Here is a 22,304-nt window from a genome sequence, read left to right on the forward strand (position 1 = left end):
ATTTCTATCCTGATTCATTATTGCCTCAGCCGGTATGCGGCAGACGTCCGCCACTCATCTTAAAACAAAGAAAACCCGGCAGACTGCCGAGCCCTAAAAAGGCGGAGCATAAACGGAACTGCCCTTTCTCCATCCCGGCAATCCGGCCGCACCGCTGCTTCCTTGAAAGCCGCAGCATGACAAGGAAAGCAGCCATATGGCTGCTCTTAGTAGTATAACAATATTATAGCATATAGCCCGGATTTTGGGTTATACTATTGTAATTTTAGAACCGGGCATGCATCTATCATCCAGAAAATGATTCGGGTCTGTGCTCATGACCCTTATCACTGTATATTGCTGGGGCATATCACCGACAGCTTCGGCAAGCACAGGTATCCCTTCAAAAGAAAGGAATTTTTGTCTGGCAAATGCGCTTTCTTCCGGCTGGAAAATCAGCTCCTGGGGCATCGATGTGTATAAAATCATTGCACCAGCCCCTCTTCCTTGCCTTTGTTCAGGTCAATCAGCTCATTCAGCTTCTTAAGGGCCGGCCCGACACCGCCGACTGCATCAATCAAGCCGTAGGATACCGCATCTGCACCGACTACATTCGTTCCAATATCCCTGGTCAGATTTCCTTTTGCAAACATCAGGTCCTTGAATTGCTGCTCAGACACCTTTGAATGCCCTGTCACAAAATTGATGACCCTATCCTGCATCTTGTCCAGATATTCAAAAGTCTGCGGGACCCCGATGACCAATCCAGTCAGGCGGATCGGATGGATCGTCATTGTTGCCGTTTCCGCTATAAAACTATAGTCACAGGATACAGCAATCGGAACACCGATGCTATGCCCGCCTCCAAGTACGATTGATACGGTCGGCTTAGAAAGGGAAGCAAGCATTTCAGAAATGGCCAGCCCGGCCTCTACGTCTCCCCCCACTGTATTCAGGATCACCAGCAGCCCTTCAATTTTTGGGTTTTGCTCTATTGCTACAATCTGGGGGATCAGATGCTCATATTTCGTCGTTTTATTTTGCGGCGGCAGCTGAAGATGCCCTTCGATTTGTCCGACGATCGTCAAACAATGAATGGTTGTATCCTGTGAAAGCTGGGGCACATTCGTCTGGCCCAGCTGCTGTATTTTTTCCATCAGTGCTGATGGTTTATCTTCCTTGGGCTGTTCCGGACTTCCTCCGCCTTCATTGGCATTTTGAAAAAAATTCTCATCCATCCTGTATTCTCCTTTCAAGGCTTAATATCGTTAGTATGGACGCCAATGCCTTTTTCATTCCGGCACAGCCAAAAAACGGGCAATTCTTTCCCGCGGGAGGATTTACAGTTTTAATCAAAATAAAGGCCATGAAGCAGCTGCTTCATAGCCTCTTAACATATGCTGTAATCTATTGCTTCACTTCCATGATGATCGGCAGGATCATCGGACGGCGCTTTGTTTTTTCGTAGAAGAATTGATTGAGCTCATCGCGCATATCCTGTTTGACAGCAGCCCAGTCAAAACTTTCTTTCTGGGAGCCGCGATGGACGATTTCCTTGACCATATCGGCTGCCTGAACCAGCAGCTTTTCAGATTCCCGCACGTATACAAAACCGCGTGAAATGATTTCAGGCCCTGCCGCTATCTGCTTATCATGGCGGTTCAGCGTCACGACAACGATCAAGATCCCGTCCTGTGAAAGCAGCCTTCTGTCCCTCAGGACGATATTCCCGACATCACCAACGCCGATCCCGTCAATGAGTACATTTCCAGCCGGCACCCGGCCGCTTTGCTTGATTCTGCCATCCTTGATTTCAAAGACATCCCCTTTTTCAGGAATGAGGATCGAGTCCTGGCTGATTCCGCATTCTGCTGCTAGCTTTCCATGCGATTTCAGGGTTTTATATTCTCCATGCACAGGGATGAAATGTTTCGGCTTCATCAGATTGATCATGAATTTCAATTCTTCCTGGCTTCCATGGCTTGATGCAGTGGCACTGTTCTTTCCGGTGATCACGGTCGCTCCGGCCCTGTAAAGCATATCCATCGTCTTATAGATGAACACTTCTCCCCCTCTGATCGGGGCAGCAGCGAGGTAGACGGTGTCACCTTCCTGGATCGTCACCTGCCTGTGGGTCCTTTTCGCCATTTTCTGCAGCGCCTCGATCGGCTCGCCCTGGGAGCCGGCCGTCAGGATGACCACTTCATGGTCCCTGAAGCTGCCAAGCTCTGATAAAGGTATGAGGATATCATCTTTGACAGCCAAATAACCGAGCTGGACTGCCAGGTCATATACCTTTTGGATGCTCTTCCCTGCCACGGCAACTTTCCTGCCGCTTTCCTCTGCCGCATCGAATATATGCTGGATCTGAATTAAATCAGAAGCAAAGCAGGCTGCGATGACCCTTCCTTTTGCGCTGTAGAATGCATGTGCCATCGCTTTTTGCACGACTGCCTCGGATGTTGAGTATCCGGGCCTTTCTGCATCTGTACTGTCTGACAGAAGGCATAATACCCCATTGTCGCCGATTCCGGCCATTTTTCCAATCTCCGCTTTGTACAATTCAGGAGCAGCCTGGTCAAACTTAAAGTCGCCGGTGTAGACGATGCTTCCCTCTGAAGTATGGATGCATATTCCGACTGAATCAGGGATGCTGTGATTGGTCCGGAAAAAAGATACACTCGAATGTTCAAATTCAAGCACTGAATCGGAATTGATTTCAATCAGTTCTGCTTTGCCCCTGTAGTCCTGCTCCTTCATCTTCGCCTTGGCCAAAGCAAGGGTCAGCTTTGTGCCATAGACAGGGACAGATACCTTTTTAAGCACATAAGAAAGAGCCCCAATGTGGTCCTCATGTCCATGTGTCAGGAAAATGCCCCGGATTCTGTCTTTATTCTGTACCAGATAGGAAACATCGGGAATCACAATATCAATCCCAAGCATTTCGTTCTCCGGAAACATTAGCCCTGCGTCGATGACATACAGATCTTCATCCACTTCTGCAAGGTACATATTTTTGCCGATTTCCCCGACGCCGCCGAGGGCGATCAGCCTGATGCTTTCATTTTTTCTAATATTCACCTAAAAGCTCCTCCAATGCTGTTTCGGCTGTGCCCCGGACAGGGGCGAGCCTTTTTAATATATATAGCTGTATAGCTTAACACGCTTATAAACAGAAAACGTCCTCAAAACTTTTATGTATACTGACTGCATGGTTCAGCAAAAAAGCATGATGGCGGCCTAAAGCCGGGACCGGCTTAGGAACGGATCTGACAGGCAAACCTATTTCCTAGGATAAGCCATCACTCTTCCTTCCTGAATCCGGAGCAGCCCACACTGGTTTCTGGCCTTCCTCACAGCTGGCCTGCTTTATGGCAAAGCAGCCCCTATTCAAGGCCGCTTTTATCTATGAAAGAATATTCAAAAAATGTATTGCATAATCGGACGAGTTCAGTTACACCCATTATACTTGATTAATGAATTTTATGACAACCAATTTTATTTATTCGTATTGGGGGCAGCGGTCATCTCTATAGGAAAAGACCGGGAGCAATGCTCTCCGGCCTGATAGAAATCGTTTTATTTAGTTTTGGAACAAGTTGAGCAGTGTGGCTCTTTCCTGTTCTGTAAGAGGAACAAGCGGCAGCCTTACTGAACCTGTGTCGATGCCCTTCAGCTGAAGCGCAGTCTTGACTGGGACCGGACTTGGTGCGGCAAAGAGGCCTTCCATGAGCGGAAGGAGCTTCTGATGCTTGGCAGCAGCTTCTCCGACATTTCCCTCAAGGAAAGAAGAGATCATGCTCTGCATTTCAATCCCGATCACATGAGAAGCTACAGAAACCACTCCTGCTGCGCCTATCGCCATCGCTGGAAGCGTCAATCCATCGTCTCCAGAATAAAGAAGGAAGTCTTCATCAGTGCCGGCAATGATCGCTGTCATGCTGTTCAAATCGCCGCTCGCTTCTTTGACAGCCTTGATGTTAGGAATCTGTGATAATCTGATCACTGTTTCCGGCGCGATATTGACTACAGACCTTCCCGGGATATTGTAAACCATGACAGGCAGGGATGTGCTTTCAGCAACCGTTTTGAAGTGCTGGTACAATCCTTCCTGGTTTGGTTTATTATAATACGGAGCAACGACCATAACGGCATCCACACCGATCTGCTCCGCTTTCTTTGTCATCTCAACAGAAGCATACGTATCATTGCTGCCTGTTCCTGCAATGATAGGGATTCTTTTGTCGACCACTTTGACGACATGCTTGAACAGAGCCAGCTTTTCTTCTTTTGTCAGTGTCGGCGATTCCCCTGTTGTGCCGGCAACCACGAGGGAATCTGTTCCGTTCTCGATTAAATGGTTGATAAGCTGCGTTGTTTTTGTAAAATCCACATGGCCTTTTTTATCAAAAGGCGTCACCATTGCTGTAGAAACTCTTCCAAATAGAACCATTCTTTACAACTCCCTGCCTATATATCTGTCTGTTCGAATTCTAAGGACTCATGCTCAAGCTGAAAGGCATCATGAAGGGCATTGACTGCCTTGACAAGATCCTTCTGCTTGACCAGCACCCAGATGGTTGTATGGCTGTCCGCTGACTGGAGGATTCTGATGCTTTCCTCTGAAAGTGCCGTGACAATCTTTGAAGTGACACCCGGTACTCCCGCCATTCCTGCTCCCACAACGGAAACCTTGGCACAATGCCGCTCAAGCACCGGCTCATGGCCCAGCTGCTCAAGCGTTTTGACCGCTTTGTCAGCCATATCCTCAGAAACGGTATATACAACGCCATTCGGCGAAATATTGATAAAATCGACGCTGATCTGTTCATTGGCCATTGCTTTGAAGACCTCTGCCTGCAGGTTGTACTGGTCCTTTTTGGCAAAGACCTTGATCTGCGTCACATTGGACAAATGCGCGATGCCGGTTACAGGGCGCTCTTTAATATCGCTGCCGCGGCTGTTTTTATTGATGCTTGTGACCAGTGTTCCAAGTCCGTCGGAATAAGTGGACCTGATTCTGATCGGCACCTTGGCCTGCATGGCGATCTCCACCGCACGGGGATGGATGACCTTGGCTCCCTGATAGGCAAGATTGCAGACCTCTGTATAGGTGACCACTGAAAGCGCCCTTGCATTCTCGGCGATGCGCGGGTCGGCCGTCATGATGCCTTCTACATCTGTAAAGATATCAATCCACTCTGCCTGAAGCGCAGCCCCGAGAGCAGCGGCTGATGTATCGCTCCCGCCTCTGCCGATGGTCGTGATATCGCCATTCTTGGCTGCTCCCTGGAAGCCTGCCACTACGACGACATCGGATTCCTCAAGCTCCCTGAGCAATCTGTCGCATTTCATTTCAATGATCTTCGCGTTCGTGAAATCGCTGTTGGTCCTGAAGCCGGCCTGTGCACCCGTCAATGCGGATGCCTCGATGCCTTCTTCCTTCAGCATATTGGTGAACACAATGCTCGAAATGGTTTCGCCGCAAGATAAAAGAAGATCATTTTCCCGCTTGCTGATTTTGCTGCCGCTCCCGCCGATCAGCGATAAGAGGGTATCAGTTGCGTACGGATCTCCCTGCCGCCCCATTGCGGAAACGACAGCCACTACTTTATAGCCTTCCGACAAAGCTTTTTTAATATGCCTTTTTGCGTGCGCCCGGCTGCTGTCATCCCGTACGGATGTGCCTCCGAACTTCTGGACGATTATCTTCATCGTAACACCTCAAAAATATCCGTTTCCACTTATTTCACCAATTCCAGTTTGATTAAGCTTTCAGCGATCTGCACAGAATTCCAGGCAGCGCCTTTCAACAGGTTATCAGAGACTACCCACATGTGGAAGCCTTTGTCATTGTCAAGGTCCTTGCGGATCCGGCCGACAAAGATATCGTTTTTGCCTACACAATCTGCAGGCATCGGGTAGATTTGGTTTTCAGGATCATCCTGAAGCACAACACCAGGGGCATCCTTAAGGATGTCTTTGATTTCCTGTGCATCCACACCTCCGGCTTCCAGCTCAAAGTATACTGACTCCGAGTGGCCGGTTGCTACAGGCAGGCGGACACAGGTAGCCGCCACCTGAAGATCAGGCATATCCATGATTTTTTTTGTTTCGTTGATCATTTTCATTTCTTCAAATGTAAATCCATTATCCTGGAACATATCAATTTGAGGGATGGCATTAAAGGCAATCTGATAATGCTTTTTGTCGCCTTTGACCGGAAGGATCTTCGGCTCATGCTCTTCATTATTAATGATCGCCTTAGTCTGGCTGTACAGCTCTTCAACTGCCGCAGCGCCAGAACCGGAAACAGCCTGATACGTAGAAACAATGACCTTGCTCAAGCCATGCTTCTTCCGCAGCGGTTCAAGGGCTGCAACCATCTGAATGGTAGAGCAGTTCGGATTGGCGATAATCCCATTATGCTTTTTAAGGTCTTCTTCATTCACCTCAGGGACAACGAGCGGCACGTTTTCCGACATGCGGAATGCGCTTGTATTATCAACCACAATGGCGCCATGCTCAACAGCATGCGGAGCGAGCTCTTTTGAAACGCCGCCGCCTGCTGAGAATAATGCGATATCTACACCGGCAAAGCTCTCCGGCTTCGCTTCTTCCACTATATATTCATTTCCTTTATAACTTACCTTTGTGCCGGCTGAGCGGGCAGAAGATAGTAAAGTTAATTTCGATACAGGGAAATCTCTGCTTTCTAAAGTCTGCAGCATCTGCTGTCCAACAGCTCCGGTAGCTCCGACGACTGCAACGTGAAATCCTTTTTTGTTCTCCATCCAAAACTTCCCCTTCCAGCATACAAAATGATTAATCGATTTTAGGCTGCTTTTTCTTTTACAGGCAATATAAGAGGACGGCAGCTGTTGATTTCTTCGCCACCGCCATTCTTATTGTAGTATAGCATTCACTATGCTTCCAGTATATGAGATGATGGTCCAATGATTGAATAGCTGGACAAACTCATATTTAATATTTTCATTTTAACATATTCACCCGTTAAAGAAATAAACTTTTTTGTGATGGAAGGTGCAGAGATCAGTTGCCGTCTTTATAGCGTTCAACAATGACCGGCTGGAGCTGTTTTCCCGTGATGGCCGCTTCAATCGTTTCTGAAAGCAGGGTCATTCTGGCAACCATGGAATTGGGCTTCTTAACTGGATCATCCTGTCCGAATGGGATGAAGTAAATATTCTTCACTGCCATCAGCCTCATCAGATTCATTCCGTTCAGCCCAAGGGCATCATTTGTGGAGATGCCGACTACAACAGGACTCTGATTCCTGAGCGTTGCCTTTGCCGCCATCAGGACCGGGGAATCTGTCATCGCATTGGCGAACTTGCTCATGGAGTTTCCTGTCAATGGCGCAATGACCATGCAGTCCAGCGGTATCTTCGGTCCGAGGGGTTCTGCCTTTACAATTGAATCAATCACCTTATTGCCAGTCAGGTTCTCGATTCTCGCAATCCAATCCTCCCCCGCTCCAAATCTCGTTTCAGTATTCTGAACAGTGCCGGTGACAACCGGGAGCACCTCTGCTCCTGCATTGACAAGCTTTTCAATCTCAGGGAATACAGCATCATAAGTACAATGTGAACCAGTAAGGCCAAACCCGATCTTTTTACCTTTAAGCGTCATGGTATTGCCCCCTTTTATTTTGAAAGTCATCGGCCAGCAGAAGGGCCAGCACATTGGCCAGAATCTGCCCTGCTGTTTTCGGGGCAACGATTCCTGGAAGTCCCGGGGCCAGCAATGCCTTGATGCCCCTCTTTTCGGCATAGCGGAAATCTGTCCCGCCAGGCTTTGATGCCAGATCAATGATCAAGGTATGGACCGGCATCTTGCTGATGACCGAAGCACTGACAATCAGATGCGGTATGGTGTTAATGCAAATGTCCGTATCTTTGACAAATGACTGAATATCATCCAAATGGAACGGAGTGAGCCCCATTTCAGTAATTCTCGCAATATGCTCGCTCTTTCTTGCGCCAACCTTTACCTTTGCCCCTAGAGAGTGAAAGGTTCTCGCCACACTCATACCGACTCTGCCCAGGCCAAGCACCACCACATTGGATCCGTGAATGGTAAAATCAGTGTGCTGGATGGCCATCATGATCGTCCCTTCTACAGTCGGAATCGAATTATAGATGGCAATGTCGTCCCTCTCAAACAGCTGCACCAGCCTTCTGTCATTCTGACTGGTGATAGCATCCAGATAGGAATTTGTAATGCCGGAATATATGGTGCAGTGCGGCTGTGTTTGGGCGATCATATCTTCTGTTAAAAATACTTTCTCATTTGAAAATATAGTCTCAACCTGCCCTTCCAGATTGGTGCCTGGCACAGGCAGGATTATGCTATCCAGAGCTGAAAAATCTACTTCATCCACTTTCTCCTTCGATGCTCCGGTAAAAGCATGATCCAGCTGCTCAAAGCCAATCAGCAAGAGCCTGGCATCCAGTTCTGTCAGCTTCCTGATGATCTCCAGCTGCCGGGCATCCCCGCCCATCACTGCTATTTGCATCCCTGTCAGCATGAAATATTCACCTTCTTCTAAAGAATCTTACAGGAATCTAAAGTCTCATACATAACTACTCCAACATCCTATGACAGCAACCCAGATAAGGTGAGTTTTTTAAGGCAGAAATATGGGCGGACAGATAATGCTGAACATAAACCTAAACCAATGCGGAGGACGCTTGTCTGAGAGAACACTATCAAAAGTCCATAATGGCAAAACAAAAGGGGTGCAGAATGAAAGATCATTCCGCACCCCTTTTGCCAGCAGCCGCATGCTTCACTAACGGCCGCCACGCCTTGTTCTGCTGATCAGCTGTCATCATCAGGCATATCAATGATAATCATATCATTGCCGATTTTCTTGATATGCTGCCAGGGCACTGTAATTTCCCCTCCCTGACGCTTCAGGCCGAACCATTTCAGCGACGGAATGAGGAGGGCCTTGATTTGTCCGTCCTTTTCATTTATTTCAAGGTCAGTCTGGCCCAGCACTCCGAGGCGCTCAGCTTTTTTCGCATCAACTATTTCCTTCCCGCTCAGCTCACTGAGTCTCACGCAAATCCCCCCAGTCTTTGTCCTCAATATATATTTACGGCAGGAAATTGATTTTAGAAGCAATCCATCTTTTCGATTGATAAAAACATAGGGGGGGCAAGGTTGAGGGTTTTTGCTGGAGGCACTGGCACCCTCTATTCTGAAAAATGACTTTCAGAGGGGGTTAGTTGGATGGACTAACACCCTCTATTTTGTAAATTGACTTTTAGAAGGCTTTAGTCGGCCGGACTAACACCCTCTATCCCGCAAATTGACTTTCAGAGGGCCTTAGTCGGTCCCACTAACACCCTCTATCCCGCAAAATGACTTTCAGAAGGCTTTAGTCGGCCGGACTAACACCCTCTATCCCGCAAAATGACTTTCAGAAGGCCTTAGTCGGTCCCACTAACACCCTCTATCCAGCCAAACTGGCTCTCAGAGGGCCTTAGTTGACCGCGCACTGGCACCCTCTATTCCACCAAACACTCATAGGGGCTCAGTTGGCAGCAATTGATGCCTCCTCTATCCAGTTTCCCCAAAGTTCCATCTGAGCTTTGGCCAAAACATAACAAAAACCCGGCACTCACGCCGGGTTCAAGTCACTTCTCTATTTAAGCCAGATTCTTTGGCAGTACGCCGTCAGGGCTGATCAATGAAACAGAGAATTGGTCTGAGAAGATGGAGTTTGCCATTTCGTTGACTCCCGCTTCTGAGACTTTATCAATTTGTTCGACTATCTCATCGAGTGAACGGTGCCTTCCGAGCAGCAGTTCGTTCTTGCCATTGCGGCTCATGCGGCTGTTTGTGCTTTCAAGGCTCAGCATCAGGCTTCCCTTCATCTGTTCCTTGCTGTTTTTCAGCTCTTTCTCAGTGATGCCGTCCCTCTTCAATGTAGCAAGCGTTTCCTGGATTGTTTCAAACAGTACATCCAGCTGCTTGGCTCCGGTTCCGCCGTAAATCGTAACCATTCCCGTATCCTGGAATGAAGAGTGATAAGAAAAGACAGAGTATGCCAGTCCTCTTTGTTCTCTAACGTCCTGGAACAGGCGGCTGCTCATGCTTCCGCCAAGGATATTGTTCAGAAGAATCAGGCTGTACATATCTTTATGGCCGACTGGAAGCCCTTCATAGCCTAAGCATAGATGAGCCTGTTCAGTCTCTTTTTTCCGTGAGACCCGGTTTGAATGAAAAACAGGCATTTCCTGATTTCTTTCCTGCTTCCCGGCTTCATAGGAGCCGAACAGCTTCTCCACTTCCTGGATGAAAGAATCGGAGATATTGCCGGCAATGGAGATGACAACATTTTCAGGCGTATAAGTTTCATGCATGTACTCCCTTAATGTGTCCCCTTTAAAGGTCTCCAATGTTTCCTCAGTCCCGAGGATCGGGTAGCCAAGCGGATGGCTCTCATATATAGCCTTTCCAAGAAGATCATGGACGATATCATCTGGCGTATCTTCATACATCTTGATTTCCTCGAGCACAACATTTTTCTCTTTATTTAATTCTTCATCCACAAAGGTGGAATTAAAGAACATATCGGCCAGTACATCAAGTGCAAATTTTGAGTGTGTATCAAGGACCTTGGCATAATAGCATGTGTATTCCTTTGATGTGAATGCATTAACCTGGCCGCCAATGCTGTCAAAGGATTCTGCTATCTCCCTGGCTGTCCTTGTTTTTGTCCCTTTAAAGAACATATGCTCCAGAAAATGAGAGACTCCGTTATTGCCGGGATGCTCATTCCTTGAACCGGTCCCGATCCAGACACCGATTGCAACTGAACGGACCGTCGGTATATTTTCCAGAACTACTCTTACACCATTTTGGCATGTATATTTCTTTATCAAAGCAACTCCTCCTGTTCTCTATCCTGGTGCATTTAGCGCGGTTTAGTTAGTATAGCTCATTATTGTTATTTTTTCCAAAATCCTGTTTATCTATCACTTTTTATCCATAATACGCTCTTCGCTTAACAATCTTGAAACTGAGGCAATTTCAAAGTCTTTTCCTTTGATTTGCGTGATCATACTGTCGAGTGACTTAGCTGTAGAATCGGTTGGATGCATTAAAATGATTGCTCCATTATGCACCTTTGGGACCACTCTGTTCAGCAGCTCTTCCGGGGAAGGCTTCCGCCAGTCGACTGTATCGAGGCTCCACATGACCGTCTTCAGTTTCTTTTCAGCTGCAATCCTGACCGTTTCATCCCGGTAGCTTCCGCTTGGGGGAGCAAACCAGGTGACTTCCTGTCCGGTTGTTGCTTTAATGACCTGGTTGGTCTTTTCAATCTCTTCCCTGATGCGGGCCGAGGATATGGTTTTCATATCCGGATGGGTAAAGGAATGATTCCCGGCTTCATGCCCTGCTTCTGTAATCATCTTGGCAAGCTCAGGATTCTGCTGGACCCATCTTCCTTCAAGAAAAAAAGTGGCTGTTACCTTATGTTTCTTCAAAGTGGCAAGCATCCCCGATAAGTACTCGTTTCCCCATGCAACGTTTATGATGAAAGATACCATAGGTTTGTCGGGATTCCCTTTATAAATGGGGGCAGGAGGCAAATCACCCAGTTTCTTTTCTGGTTCAATCTGCTCCAGCACCAATTTGTCGGGATCGAATTTCTTCTCGCCCTTCATTTTTTTATACGATGCCTCTACATCAACCTTTACCCCATTGTAGCCGGGTATAGCCTTCCAGACCGGGTCGATCCTGGCATCTTGTGGAGCTATGTAATAGTTCTCAGATTCCTTCTCTATCCTTTGTATAAGAGAATCTGACTCTGCTGTTACAGCAAGGCTATCCATTTTCAGCTGCGATACATAAAGATCTGTAAAAGGGTTATTGACCAGCATCAGTGAAAAAGCACCGATCAGCAGCATACCAGCTAATTTCTTCATTTTCTCAGCCCTCCTTCACTAATTTTTATGTGAAGGGTGGACAGGGTAGAACAGCGGCTGGAAATATACTGAGGGCTGCAGATGCCATGGTTCTGTATGTATAGAAAAAGCCAGGGATCTCCCTGGCTTTAAAATCCGGCTGAAGCCAAAGCCGGCAGGAAGCTGCAATTCGTCTGCGTCCCCGGCATGCCGGCCAAGCCTTCATCTTATGATGAACCGGTAAAAATTAATCCTGTGCCTTCTCCTGCTTTTCGCGCTGTTCCTTCAGAACTGCTTTGCGGGAAAGGTTGACTCTGCCCTGCTTGTCGATTTCTGTTACTTTTACAAGCAATTCGTCTCCAAGTGACAGGACGTCCTCCACTTTGCCTACGCGCTCTTCGGCAAGCTCGGAAATATGAACCAGTCCGTCTTTTCCGTTGAAGATTTCAACAAAGGCACCGAACTTTTCAATTCTCTTGACCTTACCAAGGTACATCTGGCCGACTTCAACCTCGCGGACGATGTCTTCGATGATCTTCTTGGCCTTGTCGTTCATTTCCTGGTCTACAGAAGAAATGAAGACAGTTCCATCCTGCTCGATGTCGATTTTGACGCCAGTTTCTTCAATGATCTTATTGATCTGCTTTCCGCTTGGCCCGATAACATCGCGGATTTTGTCCGGATTGATTGTCATCGTCAGGATCTTAGGCGCATATCTGGAAAGTTCCTTCTTCGGCTCTGCAATGGTTGCAAGCATAGAGTCGAGGATTTGCATCCTGCCTGCTTTCGCCTGCTGGAGCGCTTCTTCAAGGATTTCGCGGGAAAGCCCCTCAATCTTGATATCCATCTGCAGAGCTGTTACACCCTTGGATGTACCTGCCACCTTAAAGTCCATGTCTCCAAGATGGTCTTCCATCCCCTGGATATCAGTAAGGATTGAGTAATAGTCGCCTGACTTGATAAGCCCCATGGCGATGCCTGCTACAGGAGCCTTAATCGGAACACCGGCATCCATCATCGCAAGTGTGCTCGCACAGATGCTTGCCTGGGAAGTAGAGCCGTTCGATTCAAGAACCTCTGAAACCAGGCGGACTGTATAAGGGAAATCCTTTTCATTCGGGATAACCGGCTCAAGAGCACGTTCACCAAGAGCTCCATGCCCGATTTCACGGCGTCCCGGACCTCTCATCGGCCCAGTTTCCCCTACGCTGAAGTTAGGGAAATTATAGTGGTGCATAAAGCGTTTCTCTTCTTCGATGCCAAGTCCGTCAAGGATCTGGACATCACCGAGTGCGCCAAGCGTACAGATGCTCAGAGCCTGGGTCTGTCCCCTTGTAAACAGCCCTGAACCGTGTGTGCGCGGCAGCAGGCCGATTTCAGAAGACAGAGGACGGATTACATCAAGGCCGCGGCCGTCCGGGCGAACCTTTTCTTCAGTGATCAGTCTGCGGACTTCAGCTTTGACAAGCTTGTCCAGCACCTTTTTCACCTGTTTGATGGTCTCATCGTCTGCTTCCTGCTCTTCATATTGTGCCAATACTGCATCTTTCACCGTTTTAATGGCAGCTTCACGCGCATGCTTTTCCTGCACCTGAATCGCTGAAACCATGTCCTTCTCGGCTGCTTCGCGAACCTTGGATTCAATGTCAGCATCTATTTCATATAATTTGATTTCTGTTTTTTCTTTTCCGACTTCTGAAACGATCTGTTCCTGGAAGGAAATCAGGCGTTTGATTTCTTCATGGCCATACATAATGGCTTCAAGCATTGTTTCTTCCGGCACTTCATCTGCACCGGCTTCAACCATGTTGATGGCATCCTTTGTACCTGCTACAACAAGATGCATATCGCTCTCATTCTGCTGCTCCACAGTCGGGTTAATGACAAACTCGCCATTGATGCGCCCTACTGTGACACCCGCAATCGGGCCGCCGAACGGGATATCAGAAACACTCAGTGCCAAAGATGAACCAAACATAGCGGCCATCTCGGAAGAGCAGTCCTGATCAACGCTCATTACCATACTTACAACCTGGACCTCATTGCGGAAACCGTCAGCAAACAGCGGGCGGATCGGCCTGTCGATCAGGCGGCTGGCCAGAATGGCCTTTTCACTTGGACGGCCTTCACGTTTAATGAAGCCTCCAGGTATTTTCCCAACTGCATACAAGCGTTCTTCGTAATTGACTGTCAGCGGGAAGAAGTCAAGGTTTTTTGGCTCTTTTGATGCTGTTGCTGTACTGAGGACTGCTGTATCTCCATAACGGATCAGCGCTGCTCCATTGGCCTGCTTTGCAAGCTGCCCGATTTCCACTGTAAGCGTACGTCCGGCCCAGTCCAAGGAATAAATCTTCTTATCTTGTCCCATTGCTTTATAAACCCCTCTCTGCGTGTAAACTTTTTAGAGGTTTAGCGAATTATTGTATTAGCCTAAACCATCGTAAAATTCTTTTATAAATCAAAAAAAGACATAGTTGTATTTAGTATGCACAATTTCTATGTAAAAAATCAATCTATGTATACAGAAAGCCTGCTTTTTTATAAGCCGGCTTTCTGTAAATATCACTTAAAGACGATAAAAAAGCGGGAAAAAATCCCGCTTTCAATACTATCGGCGTAAACCAAGCTTAGTGATTAACTCACGGTAACGAGTAACATCCTTGTTACGCAGGTAAGTCAATAGGTTACGGCGTCTACCTACCATCTTAAGAAGACCGCGGCGTGAATGGTGGTCTTTCTTGTGAGTGCGTAAGTGATCGTTTAAGTTGTTGATTGATTCTGTAAGGACAGCGATTTGAACTTCTGGAGATCCAGTATCGTTCTCATGAGTTTTGTACTCATTGATCAGTTCATTTTTACGTTCTTGAGTGATTGCCATCCTGTTCACCTCCTAATGTTTATCCCCTGTCACTGAGCAAGCGTCGGTGACTCGACTTGCCAAGCAAAGGTTCTTATTTTTGGTACGTTTATAAGAATACAGCTTTTCAGGACAAAAATCAAGTTAAACCTTCATTATTTTCAAAGTAGCCGACAGCTGCGTCTTTATCCCTCGAAATTTGGGCAACCAGTTCATCTACGCCTGAGAACTTCCTCTCTGAACGCAAATAGCGGTGCCATTCTATCTCTACTTCAGAGCCGTAAATTTCCCTGCTGAAATCGAAGAGGTGGACCTCTATTGAGGGCCGGTCGGCAGCCGGCTTATTGAATGTCGGTTTATAGCCGACATTGCAGACGCCTTCTACCCAGCTCCCATCAACGCGCATCCTGGCGGCATACACCCCTGTCGGCGGATAGATATAGCTGGTTCCGATGTCGATGTTTGCGGTTGGAAAGCCGATCGTCCTGCCCCGCTTATCTCCATGGATGACAGTGCCGCGCGTGGTATAATATCTGCCCAGCAGTCCCGGAAGTTCTTCTGTATGCCCCTCTCTGATTTTCTGGCGGATGAGGGTGGAACTGATTTTTTCCGTGCCGTCTGTGAGCTTGTCGACCACGGTGTATGTAAATTCTTCCCTTGAATGAAACGGAAGGGTCTCCATCGTGCCTTTGCCCATCCTGCCATAGCTGTAGTCGAAACCAGCCACTATATGCCTGGCATTGAGGCCGATCAGGTATTGGTCAGCAAACTCCTGGGGAAGCAGGCTGGCAAAGCTGCTGCTGAATTCGACGACAAATAAATAATCGGCGCCAAGCTTCGATATCTCTTTGATTTTATCTTCAAGAGGCGTTATATACTCTATATGCTGTACGCTTTTCCCCAGTACGACAGAAGGGTGGGGATCAAAGGTCATGACTGCGCTTTTCAGCCCTTTTTGCTCTGCCGCTTTTTTCGCTTCAAGAATGACTTTCTGATGTCCGAGATGAACCCCGTCAAAATAACCCAGGGCCATGGACAGCCCGGGAAAATCCGTTCTGGCAAATTGATGGGGATGTTTAATAGCAATGACTTCCATTGATGATACTCACCTTTTTCTATTGCTGGATACTATGCTTCGTTTCTAAGCACTTTTGACGGCTTCATAAGGCCGGGCTTTGCCGGATGGTGAAGATAGATGGCCAGGGCAGTCCCTGCCTCTGTCTGGACGACAATCGGGCCTGTTTCTTTCTCCAGGAAATCCGGTATATTCAGAAGTGCTCCATTTTTTACTTTCTCTGCAACTGTATCACTAATCGTGTATTTCGGCAAATGAGAAATCCCCTCTTCGAGCGGCCTGATTTTTGCTGCAAGCTCACCGCTTTCCTGAAGAGCTTCAATGTCTTCGAATGTCAGGCACTCTTCTTTCGCAAAAGAGGCTGAGCGGATTCTTTCAAGGCCCGACATATGGGCAGGATAACCCAGCGCTTCACCGATCATTACAGCAAGCGTACGGATGTAAGTCCCTTTGCTGCATTCGACCCGGAAGCGGAAAGAAGGATTGGGCCCTTCAAATTCCTGCTCCTCGCTCAGCAGCTCGATTGAGTAGATGCTGACCTTTCGTGTCGGCCTCTCTACCTCGATTCCTTTTCTGGCATATTCATAAAGCCTTTTGCCATTCACCTTTACAGCAGAGTACATAGGCGGCGTCTGTGTGATCTCACCCTTTAGATTCTCAAGGACATCAATGACTTGTGCTCTTGTAACTCTACCGGCAACAGGTTTTTCTTCAATTTTTTCACCAGATGCGTCTTCTGTTGAAGTGGAAAAGCCGAGTGTGACTTCGCCCTCATAAGCCTTTCCGGCATCGGTGATATATTCCGCGACTTTTGTGGCCCTGCCAATGCAGATGGGAAGGACTCCCGTCACATCCGGATCAAGTGTGCCGGTGTGGCCGATCCTTTTCATCCTCAGGATTTTGCGCAGCTTGAATACACAATCATGGGATGTCATCCCTTTAGGTTTAAATAACGGTATGATTCCTTCCATTTCCATACCCCTCCAATACTATATGTACGCTGGCTCCCCGGCCTGGACAGCCAAAAAAAGGATAGACCAGAGTCTATCCTTTTCCGGAAGCTTATTCTTTATCCTGTTCTTCTTTAGATTGGCCTTCTTCCTGGATTTTATGAAGAAGTGTATCAATGCGATTTCCATAATCGATTGATTCATCAAACTCAAAGATGATTTCAGGTGTTTTGCGAAGCCGGATGCGCTGTCCAATTTCTGAACGGATGAACCCTTTTGCTTTGGCAAGTCCTTTGAGCGTGTTTTCCCTTTTCTCTTCATCGCCGAGAACCGAGATATACACGGTTGCCTGCTGCAGGTCTCCGGTAACAGCAACATCAGTTACAGTCACAAAGCCAATGCGGGGATCCTTGATCTTTCGGCCAATGATCTCGCCAAGCTCTTTCTTCATTTGTTCTCCAACTCTGTTTGCTCTATGGCTCATATGATCACCTCTTGTTAAAGCCACTCTATATCTGTGATTGTCCGTTCTATTTCCGGAAACGAATCGATTAGCTTGAGAGCGTTCTGCAGCTCCGCTTCAGCGGAGACACGGGCAGAAGCAACTGCCGCAACGGCAATTTTGGTCCTCTGCCACGTATCCTGGAAATCAACTTCAGCAACAGACAGATTATGCCTCTGCCTGAGCCGCATGATGATCCTCTGCAGAACAGCCCTTTTTTCTTTTAAGGAATGTGCATCATAAATCATGCATTCGCAGGCTGCAAGGCCAACTACCATTAACGTTCCACTTCTTCCATGATATATGCTTCGACAACGTCGCCTTCTTTTACATCATTGAAGTTTTTGATGGTAATTCCGCACTCGTAGCCCTGGCTGACTTCTTTCGCGTCATCCTTAAAGCGTTTGAGGGCATCGATTTCGCCTTCAAAAATGACCACTCCGTCTCGGATGAGGCGGATGCCGCTGTCACGTGTGATTTTTCCATCTGTAACATAGGAGCCGGCAATCGTTCCAACCTTTGATACCTTGAAGGTTTGGCGGATCTCAGCCTGGCCGATGACTTTCTCTTCGAATTCCGGATCAAGCATGCCTTTCATGGCTGATTCGATCTCGTCGATCACTTTGTAGATGATTCTGTGGAGGCGAACATCCACTTCCTCAGTATCTGCTGCACGCTTCGCATTATTATCAGGCCTTACGTTAAAGCCGATGACAATGGCATTTGAAGCAGCGGCAAGGGTGATGTCTGATTCATTGATCGCACCGACTGCTGTATGAATGATCCTTACATTGACACCTTCAACATCTATCTTATTCAAGGCAGCTGCAAGCGCCTCGGCGGACCCTTGAACATCCGCTTTGATAATGATGTTTAGATCTTTCATTTCCCCTTGTTTCATATGTTCAAACAAGTTATCAAGGCTGACGCGCGTCTTTTCGCTTCTCTGGGCCTGGATCGCCTGCTGTGAACGCACTTCGCCGACCTGGCGGGCTGTTTTTTCATCCTTGAATACGACAAAGCGGTCGCCTGCAAGCGGCACATCATTCAGACCAGTGATTTCAACTGGTGTGGATGGACCTGCTTCTTTGACGCGGCGGCCAAGATCATTGACCATTGCACGCACACGTCCAAACGTCGTGCCGACTACGATTGGATCGCCGACCTTAAGTGTTCCATTCTGGACAAGAAGGGTAGCAACTGAACCCCTGCCTTTGTCAAGCTGTGCTTCAATGACCGTTCCGACTGCATTGCGGTCAGGGTTGGCTTTGTATTCTTCAACCTCGCTGACAAGAAGGATCATCTCAAGCAGGGAGTCGATTCCATCTCCAGTCAGGGCTGAAAGCGGAACAAAGATCGTTTCTCCGCCCCACGCTTCAGGCACAAGTCCGTGCTCTGTCAGTTCCTGCATCACGCGGTCAGGATTGGCAGCAGGCTTATCCATTTTGTTGACGGCAACGATGATCGGCACCTCGGCTGCCTTTGCATGGTTGATTGCTTCTACAGTCTGAGGCATAACTCCGTCGTCAGCTGCAACAACCAGGATTGTAATATCCGTGATCTTTGCTCCACGGGCACGCATAGTCGTAAACGCGGCGTGTCCCGGTGTATCAAGGAAAGTAATCTTCTTGCCGTTTTCTTCTACCTGATAAGCACCGATATGCTGGGTGATTCCGCCAGCCTCGCCTGCAGTCACCTTTGTGTTCCTGATGCTGTCAAGAAGAGTCGTTTTACCATGGTCAACGTGGCCCATGATCGTTACGACAGACGGCCTTTCAGACAGTTCAGCACTTTCATCTTCTGTGAAGTAAACCTCAAGGTCAGTTGTATCGATGAGGATTTCTTCCTCTACTTCCACGCCGTATTCACCGGCAATCAGCTCGATGGCATCTTTGTCAAGATCCTGGTTGATCGTAGCCATTACGCCAAGCATAAAGAGCTTTTTGATGATTTCTGAAGGTTCACGGTGAAGCTTCTTAGCGAGCTCCGCCACAGTCAATGAATCACTGAAGGTGATTTTAGCCGGAAGTTCTTTTTCTTTGCGGGGCTGAGGAGCATGGTTAGTATGCTGCTTCCCTTTATTCTGGTTATTGCGGTTGTTGCGGTTTTTATTATTGTTATTGTTGTTGTTCTTATTGCGGTTATTGTTGTTATTGCCGCGGCTGCTGTTATTGTTGTTATTGTTTCCAAATGACTTGGATTGATTGCCGCCGCCTGAACGGTTTGCCGGTGCAGATGGCCTTGCTTTGTCGCGGCTGCTGCTATTGCTGTTCTGCTCGCCTGAAGCTTTTGGCCTTGGCTGGCTGTTCTGCTGCGGCTTTTGATTTCCTGCTGACTGATTAGGCCTGGCTGGTTTAGTGTCGGCCTTTTTGCCGAAAATTTCATCCAGCTTTTTAACAGCATCGTTTTCAATCGTTGTCATATGGTTTGAAACTTCCACGTTCATGTCTTTCAATTTTGTAATAACGTCTTTGCTTGAAATATTGAATTTCTTTGCATATTCATAGACGCGCATTTTACTCATATTTTCACCCCCGGTAGAATTAATCGAGCAGCGTCAACAGTTTTTTTGCAAACCCGCTGTCAAGGACAGCCACAACTACACGTGCTTCTTTTCCGATCGCTTGACCAAGAAGGTGACGATTTTCCACTATTTTATATGGAACGTTATAGGATTTACATTTGTCTGTCACTTTTTTTGCTGTATTCGCAGACGCATCTGCTGACAGCAGCACGAGCTTCGCCTTGCCGCCCCTTATTTCTTTGACGGAGAGCTCTTCACCCGATATGATCTTGCGTGCTCGATTGGCCAAGCCAAGCAATGACATCCATTGATTTGAGTTCATCAGGATAGTCGTTTCTCCTTCTCTATGAGCTCTAAAAGCTCTTCATATATAGAATCATCCACTGCTGCATCCAGATGATTTGAGAGTATGTTTTTCTTTTGTGCTGATAAGACTGCTTCTTTATCTCTGGAAAGATAAGCTCCCCGGCCTGACTTTTTCCCGGTCAGATCCAAAGAGACCTCGCCTTCCTTAGAGCGAACGATGCGAACCAGTTCTTTTTTCGGCTTCATTTCACCGGTAGCGACACATTTACGCATGGGAACCTTTTTATTCTTGTTCACGATCATTCACCCTTTCTTACTCCCTGTCTTCATCTGCGTCATAATCAGATTCAAAATCTGCCTCTTCTTCCGCAGTGAAGTCTGTATCAGTATCATAATCCGCATCATCAGCGTAATCTTCTTCATCAAAAGTAAGAAGTGACTCTTCACGAGGGAAAATGCCTGATTCACGGGCTTCAGTCTCAGATTTAATGTCGATTTTCCAGCCGGTCAGCTTGGCAGCAAGGCGCGCATTCTGCCCGCGCTTCCCGATTGCAAGCGAAAGCTGGTAATCCGGCACGATTACGGTTGTTGCCTTATCTTCTTCATTCACAATAACATCCAGCACCTTGGAAGGGCTCAATGCATTGGCTACAAAGACAACCGGATCCGGCGACCATTTAACAATGTCGATTTTCTCGCCTTTCAGCTCATTGACGACTGCCTGTACACGAGTCCCTTTTGGACCTACACAGGATCCAACCGGATCGACTTCGCTGTTGTCAGCATGAACTGAGATCTTGGAACGGTCTCCCGCTTCCCTTGAAACCGATTTAATTTCAACGGTGCCGTCATAAATTTCAGGCACTTCAATTTCAAACAGGCGCTTCAATAAGCCAGGATGCGTCCGGGAAACAAAAATCTGCGGCCCTTTAGTCGTTTTCTCAACTTTCGTGATAAAAACCTTGATCCTGTCATGAGGCTTATATTGTTCATTCGGCATCTGCTCATTGGCCGGAAGGATGGCTTCGATCTTGCCGAGGCTGACGTAAATGAATTTAGGGTCCTGCCTCTGGACGATCCCGGTCATGATGTCTTCTTCGCGGTCGATGAATTCTGAATAGATGATCCCGCGCTCTGCCTCACGGACACGCTGTGTTACAACCTGCTTGGCAGTCTGTGCAGCGATTCGGCCGAAGTCCTTCGGAGTGACCTCTAATTCAACCACATCTTCAACCTGATAATTCGGGTTGATGCCCTTGGCTTCATCAAGGCTGATTTCAAGACGCGGGTCAAAGACCTGCTCTACTACTTCCTTGCGGGCAAAAACCCTCATCGTTCCGCTTCCAAGGTTCAAATCGATGCGGACATTTTGCGCCTGGTTGAAGTTTCGGCGGTAAGCTGAAATCAAGGCTGCTTCAATGGCCTCAATAATGATATCCCGAGAAATTCCTTTTTCTTTTTCCAGCAACGTCAGAGCATCCAGCAATTCACTGCTCATGAGATTGTATCCCCCTTTAATCTCCTAAATCTCGTTTCTTCCTTATGAGAAAGTAACTGCCAAACGGGCATTGGCCACTTTTTCATAAGGAATGGAAATTGTTTTTATTCTTGTCTTGACCCTGACTTCCACAGTCACTGTCTCACCATCAAATTGAGTGAGCTTACCTTCAAACGTTTTTTCGCCATCTATTGGTTCATACGTTTTAATGAGGACATTTTTTCCGATTGCACTTTTATAGTCCTTCTCTTTTTTCAGAGGGCGTTCAGCACCCGGCGATGAGACTTCCAGGAAATAGTTATAAGGAATAGGATCGAGTTCGTCGAGCTTTTCGCTGAGCCTTTCGCTGACAAGGCCGCATTCTTCAATGTCGACACCCTGCTCCTTATCAATAAATACGCGAAGGAACCACTCTTTTCCTTCTTTCACATATTCAATATCAACCAGCTCCAGATTGAGTTCATCCACAATAGGGGTGACCAGCTCTTCGACGGTTTCAGTCACTTTGCTCATAATTTCCCTCCTTTGGTGTTAAGGCATCCTTAAACCCGTATGTAATATCCCGGGATGCTCAGGCCCATGCCTGTAAAAAGCCCGGCCCCGGCATTTAAAGAGACCCCCCTCTAAGGGGGGGGCTTTCAGCCGGAACATGCTTCTTTCACAGAGCA

Annotated in this window: 22 protein-coding genes; all 22 read right to left on the minus strand. The window is 47.5% G+C overall.

Annotated elements, in window-relative coordinates:
• Positions 1-249: 249 nt before the first annotated feature.
• Positions 250-468 (minus strand): YlzJ-like family protein, encoded by a 219-nt coding sequence (locus tag Q9R36_RS02520; protein ID WP_009791636.1) that lies wholly within the window; start codon positions 466-468, stop codon positions 250-252.
• Positions 465-1,217, minus strand: a complete 753-nt coding sequence (locus tag Q9R36_RS02525) for a ClpP family protease (RefSeq protein WP_022543728.1) — start codon at positions 1,215-1,217, stop codon at positions 465-467. Before Q9R36_RS02525 ends, Q9R36_RS02520 begins: the two co-directional genes overlap by 4 nt.
• 169 nt (positions 1,218-1,386) lie before the next feature.
• A complete protein-coding gene (locus tag Q9R36_RS02530) occupies positions 1,387-3,060 on the minus strand; it encodes a ribonuclease J (protein ID WP_101547509.1) in 1,674 nt (557 codons plus the stop codon).
• Positions 3,061-3,562: 502 nt separating this feature from the next.
• Positions 3,563-4,432 (minus strand): 4-hydroxy-tetrahydrodipicolinate synthase, encoded by an 870-nt coding sequence (gene dapA, locus Q9R36_RS02535; RefSeq protein WP_311224508.1) that lies wholly within the window; start codon positions 4,430-4,432, stop codon positions 3,563-3,565.
• 17 nt (positions 4,433-4,449) lie between these two features.
• The gene (dapG, locus tag Q9R36_RS02540) at positions 4,450-5,694 is read right to left on the minus strand and encodes an aspartate kinase (RefSeq protein ID WP_009791641.1); all 1,245 of its coding nucleotides are present in this window, start codon (positions 5,692-5,694) and stop codon (positions 4,450-4,452) included.
• A gap of 29 nt (positions 5,695-5,723) precedes the next feature.
• Positions 5,724-6,773, minus strand: a complete 1,050-nt coding sequence (gene asd, locus Q9R36_RS02545) for an aspartate-semialdehyde dehydrogenase (RefSeq protein WP_009791642.1) — start codon at positions 6,771-6,773, stop codon at positions 5,724-5,726.
• Positions 6,774-7,032: 259 nt separating this feature from the next.
• A complete protein-coding gene (locus Q9R36_RS02550) occupies positions 7,033-7,632 on the minus strand; it encodes a dipicolinate synthase subunit B (protein ID WP_009791644.1) in 600 nt (199 codons plus the stop codon).
• Positions 7,622-8,530: a dipicolinic acid synthetase subunit A gene (gene dpaA / locus Q9R36_RS02555; protein WP_022543727.1), complete on the minus strand. Its 909-nt coding sequence runs from the start codon at positions 8,528-8,530 to the stop codon at positions 7,622-7,624. Before dpaA ends, Q9R36_RS02550 begins: the two co-directional genes overlap by 11 nt.
• A 293-nt stretch (positions 8,531-8,823) precedes the next feature.
• Positions 8,824-9,069 carry a YlmC/YmxH family sporulation protein gene (locus Q9R36_RS02560; RefSeq protein WP_022543725.1) on the minus strand — a complete coding sequence of 82 codons (246 nt, stop codon included), beginning with the start codon at positions 9,067-9,069 and terminating at the stop codon, positions 8,824-8,826.
• Between the two features lie 590 nt (positions 9,070-9,659).
• The gene (locus Q9R36_RS02565; RefSeq protein ID WP_101547508.1) at positions 9,660-10,898 is read right to left on the minus strand and encodes a M16 family metallopeptidase; all 1,239 of its coding nucleotides are present in this window, start codon (positions 10,896-10,898) and stop codon (positions 9,660-9,662) included.
• A 93-nt stretch (positions 10,899-10,991) separates the two neighbouring features.
• A complete protein-coding gene (locus Q9R36_RS02570) occupies positions 10,992-11,945 on the minus strand; it encodes a polysaccharide deacetylase family protein (protein WP_101547507.1) in 954 nt (317 codons plus the stop codon).
• A gap of 226 nt (positions 11,946-12,171) precedes the next feature.
• Complete coding sequence (gene pnp / locus Q9R36_RS02575) at positions 12,172-14,292, minus strand: polyribonucleotide nucleotidyltransferase (RefSeq protein ID WP_009795994.1); 2,121 nt, start codon at positions 14,290-14,292, stop codon at positions 12,172-12,174.
• 240 nt (positions 14,293-14,532) lie between these two features.
• A complete protein-coding gene (gene rpsO / locus Q9R36_RS02580; RefSeq protein ID WP_009795996.1) occupies positions 14,533-14,802 on the minus strand; it encodes a 30S ribosomal protein S15 in 270 nt (89 codons plus the stop codon).
• A 118-nt stretch (positions 14,803-14,920) separates the two neighbouring features.
• On the minus strand, positions 14,921-15,877 hold the full coding sequence (gene ribF, locus Q9R36_RS02585; RefSeq protein ID WP_009795997.1) for a bifunctional riboflavin kinase/FAD synthetase: 957 nt from the start codon (positions 15,875-15,877) through the stop codon (positions 14,921-14,923).
• A 32-nt stretch (positions 15,878-15,909) separates the two neighbouring features.
• Entirely contained in the window at positions 15,910-16,827 is a 918-nt protein-coding gene (gene truB, locus Q9R36_RS02590; RefSeq protein WP_094767426.1) for a tRNA pseudouridine(55) synthase TruB, read from the minus strand.
• Positions 16,828-16,918: 91 nt separating this feature from the next.
• Positions 16,919-17,290, minus strand: a complete 372-nt coding sequence (rbfA, locus tag Q9R36_RS02595) for a 30S ribosome-binding factor RbfA (protein WP_022543722.1) — start codon at positions 17,288-17,290, stop codon at positions 16,919-16,921.
• Between the two features lie 14 nt (positions 17,291-17,304).
• Positions 17,305-17,586: a DUF503 domain-containing protein gene (locus Q9R36_RS02600; RefSeq protein ID WP_009796000.1), complete on the minus strand. Its 282-nt coding sequence runs from the start codon at positions 17,584-17,586 to the stop codon at positions 17,305-17,307.
• Entirely contained in the window at positions 17,586-19,832 is a 2,247-nt protein-coding gene (gene infB / locus Q9R36_RS02605) for a translation initiation factor IF-2 (protein ID WP_306009591.1), read from the minus strand. The genes Q9R36_RS02600 and infB overlap by 1 nt, the downstream gene beginning before the upstream one ends.
• Positions 19,833-19,851: 19 nt before the next feature.
• Positions 19,852-20,154, minus strand: a complete 303-nt coding sequence (locus Q9R36_RS02610) for a YlxQ family RNA-binding protein (RefSeq protein WP_009795854.1) — start codon at positions 20,152-20,154, stop codon at positions 19,852-19,854.
• On the minus strand, positions 20,154-20,435 hold the full coding sequence (rnpM, locus tag Q9R36_RS02615; RefSeq protein ID WP_035403514.1) for an RNase P modulator RnpM: 282 nt from the start codon (positions 20,433-20,435) through the stop codon (positions 20,154-20,156). Before rnpM ends, Q9R36_RS02610 begins: the two co-directional genes overlap by 1 nt.
• A gap of 16 nt (positions 20,436-20,451) precedes the next feature.
• Positions 20,452-21,636 (minus strand): transcription termination factor NusA, encoded by a 1,185-nt coding sequence (nusA, locus tag Q9R36_RS02620; protein ID WP_094767427.1) that lies wholly within the window; start codon positions 21,634-21,636, stop codon positions 20,452-20,454.
• 42 nt (positions 21,637-21,678) lie between these two features.
• A complete protein-coding gene (gene rimP, locus Q9R36_RS02625; RefSeq protein ID WP_170939423.1) occupies positions 21,679-22,152 on the minus strand; it encodes a ribosome maturation factor RimP in 474 nt (157 codons plus the stop codon).
• Between the last annotated feature and the right edge of the window lie 152 nt (positions 22,153-22,304).

This window comes from Bacillus sp. AG4(2022), from assembly GCF_031844465.1.
GTDB classification, from domain to species: domain Bacteria; phylum Bacillota; class Bacilli; order Bacillales; family Cytobacillaceae; genus Bacillus_AB; species Bacillus_AB infantis.

Coding starts and splice junctions, on each gene's coding strand:
- Q9R36_RS02520 (WP_009791636.1), bottom strand. CDS start 468: ATGATTTTATACACATCGATGCCCCAGGAGCTGATTTTCCAGCCGGAA.
- Q9R36_RS02525 (WP_022543728.1), bottom strand. CDS start 1,217: ATGGATGAGAATTTTTTTCAAAATGCCAATGAAGGCGGAGGAAGTCCG.
- dapA (WP_311224508.1), bottom strand. CDS start 4,432: ATGGTTCTATTTGGAAGAGTTTCTACAGCAATGGTGACGCCTTTTGAT.
- dapG (WP_009791641.1), bottom strand. CDS start 5,694: ATGAAGATAATCGTCCAGAAGTTCGGAGGCACATCCGTACGGGATGAC.
- asd (WP_009791642.1), bottom strand. CDS start 6,773: ATGGAGAACAAAAAAGGATTTCACGTTGCAGTCGTCGGAGCTACCGGA.
- Q9R36_RS02550 (WP_009791644.1), bottom strand. CDS start 7,632: ATGACGCTTAAAGGTAAAAAGATCGGGTTTGGCCTTACTGGTTCACAT.
- dpaA (WP_022543727.1), bottom strand. CDS start 8,530: ATGCTGACAGGGATGCAAATAGCAGTGATGGGCGGGGATGCCCGGCAG.
- Q9R36_RS02570 (WP_101547507.1), bottom strand. CDS start 11,945: ATGAAGAAATTAGCTGGTATGCTGCTGATCGGTGCTTTTTCACTGATG.
- pnp (WP_009795994.1), bottom strand. CDS start 14,292: ATGGGACAAGATAAGAAGATTTATTCCTTGGACTGGGCCGGACGTACG.
- rpsO (WP_009795996.1), bottom strand. CDS start 14,802: ATGGCAATCACTCAAGAACGTAAAAATGAACTGATCAATGAGTACAAA.
- ribF (WP_009795997.1), bottom strand. CDS start 15,877: ATGGAAGTCATTGCTATTAAACATCCCCATCAATTTGCCAGAACGGAT.
- truB (WP_094767426.1), bottom strand. CDS start 16,827: ATGGAAGGAATCATACCGTTATTTAAACCTAAAGGGATGACATCCCAT.
- rbfA (WP_022543722.1), bottom strand. CDS start 17,290: ATGAGCCATAGAGCAAACAGAGTTGGAGAACAAATGAAGAAAGAGCTT.
- Q9R36_RS02600 (WP_009796000.1), bottom strand. CDS start 17,586: ATGGTAGTTGGCCTTGCAGCCTGCGAATGCATGATTTATGATGCACAT.
- infB (WP_306009591.1), bottom strand. CDS start 19,832: ATGAGTAAAATGCGCGTCTATGAATATGCAAAGAAATTCAATATTTCA.
- Q9R36_RS02610 (WP_009795854.1), bottom strand. CDS start 20,154: ATGAACTCAAATCAATGGATGTCATTGCTTGGCTTGGCCAATCGAGCA.
- nusA (WP_094767427.1), bottom strand. CDS start 21,636: ATGAGCAGTGAATTGCTGGATGCTCTGACGTTGCTGGAAAAAGAAAAA.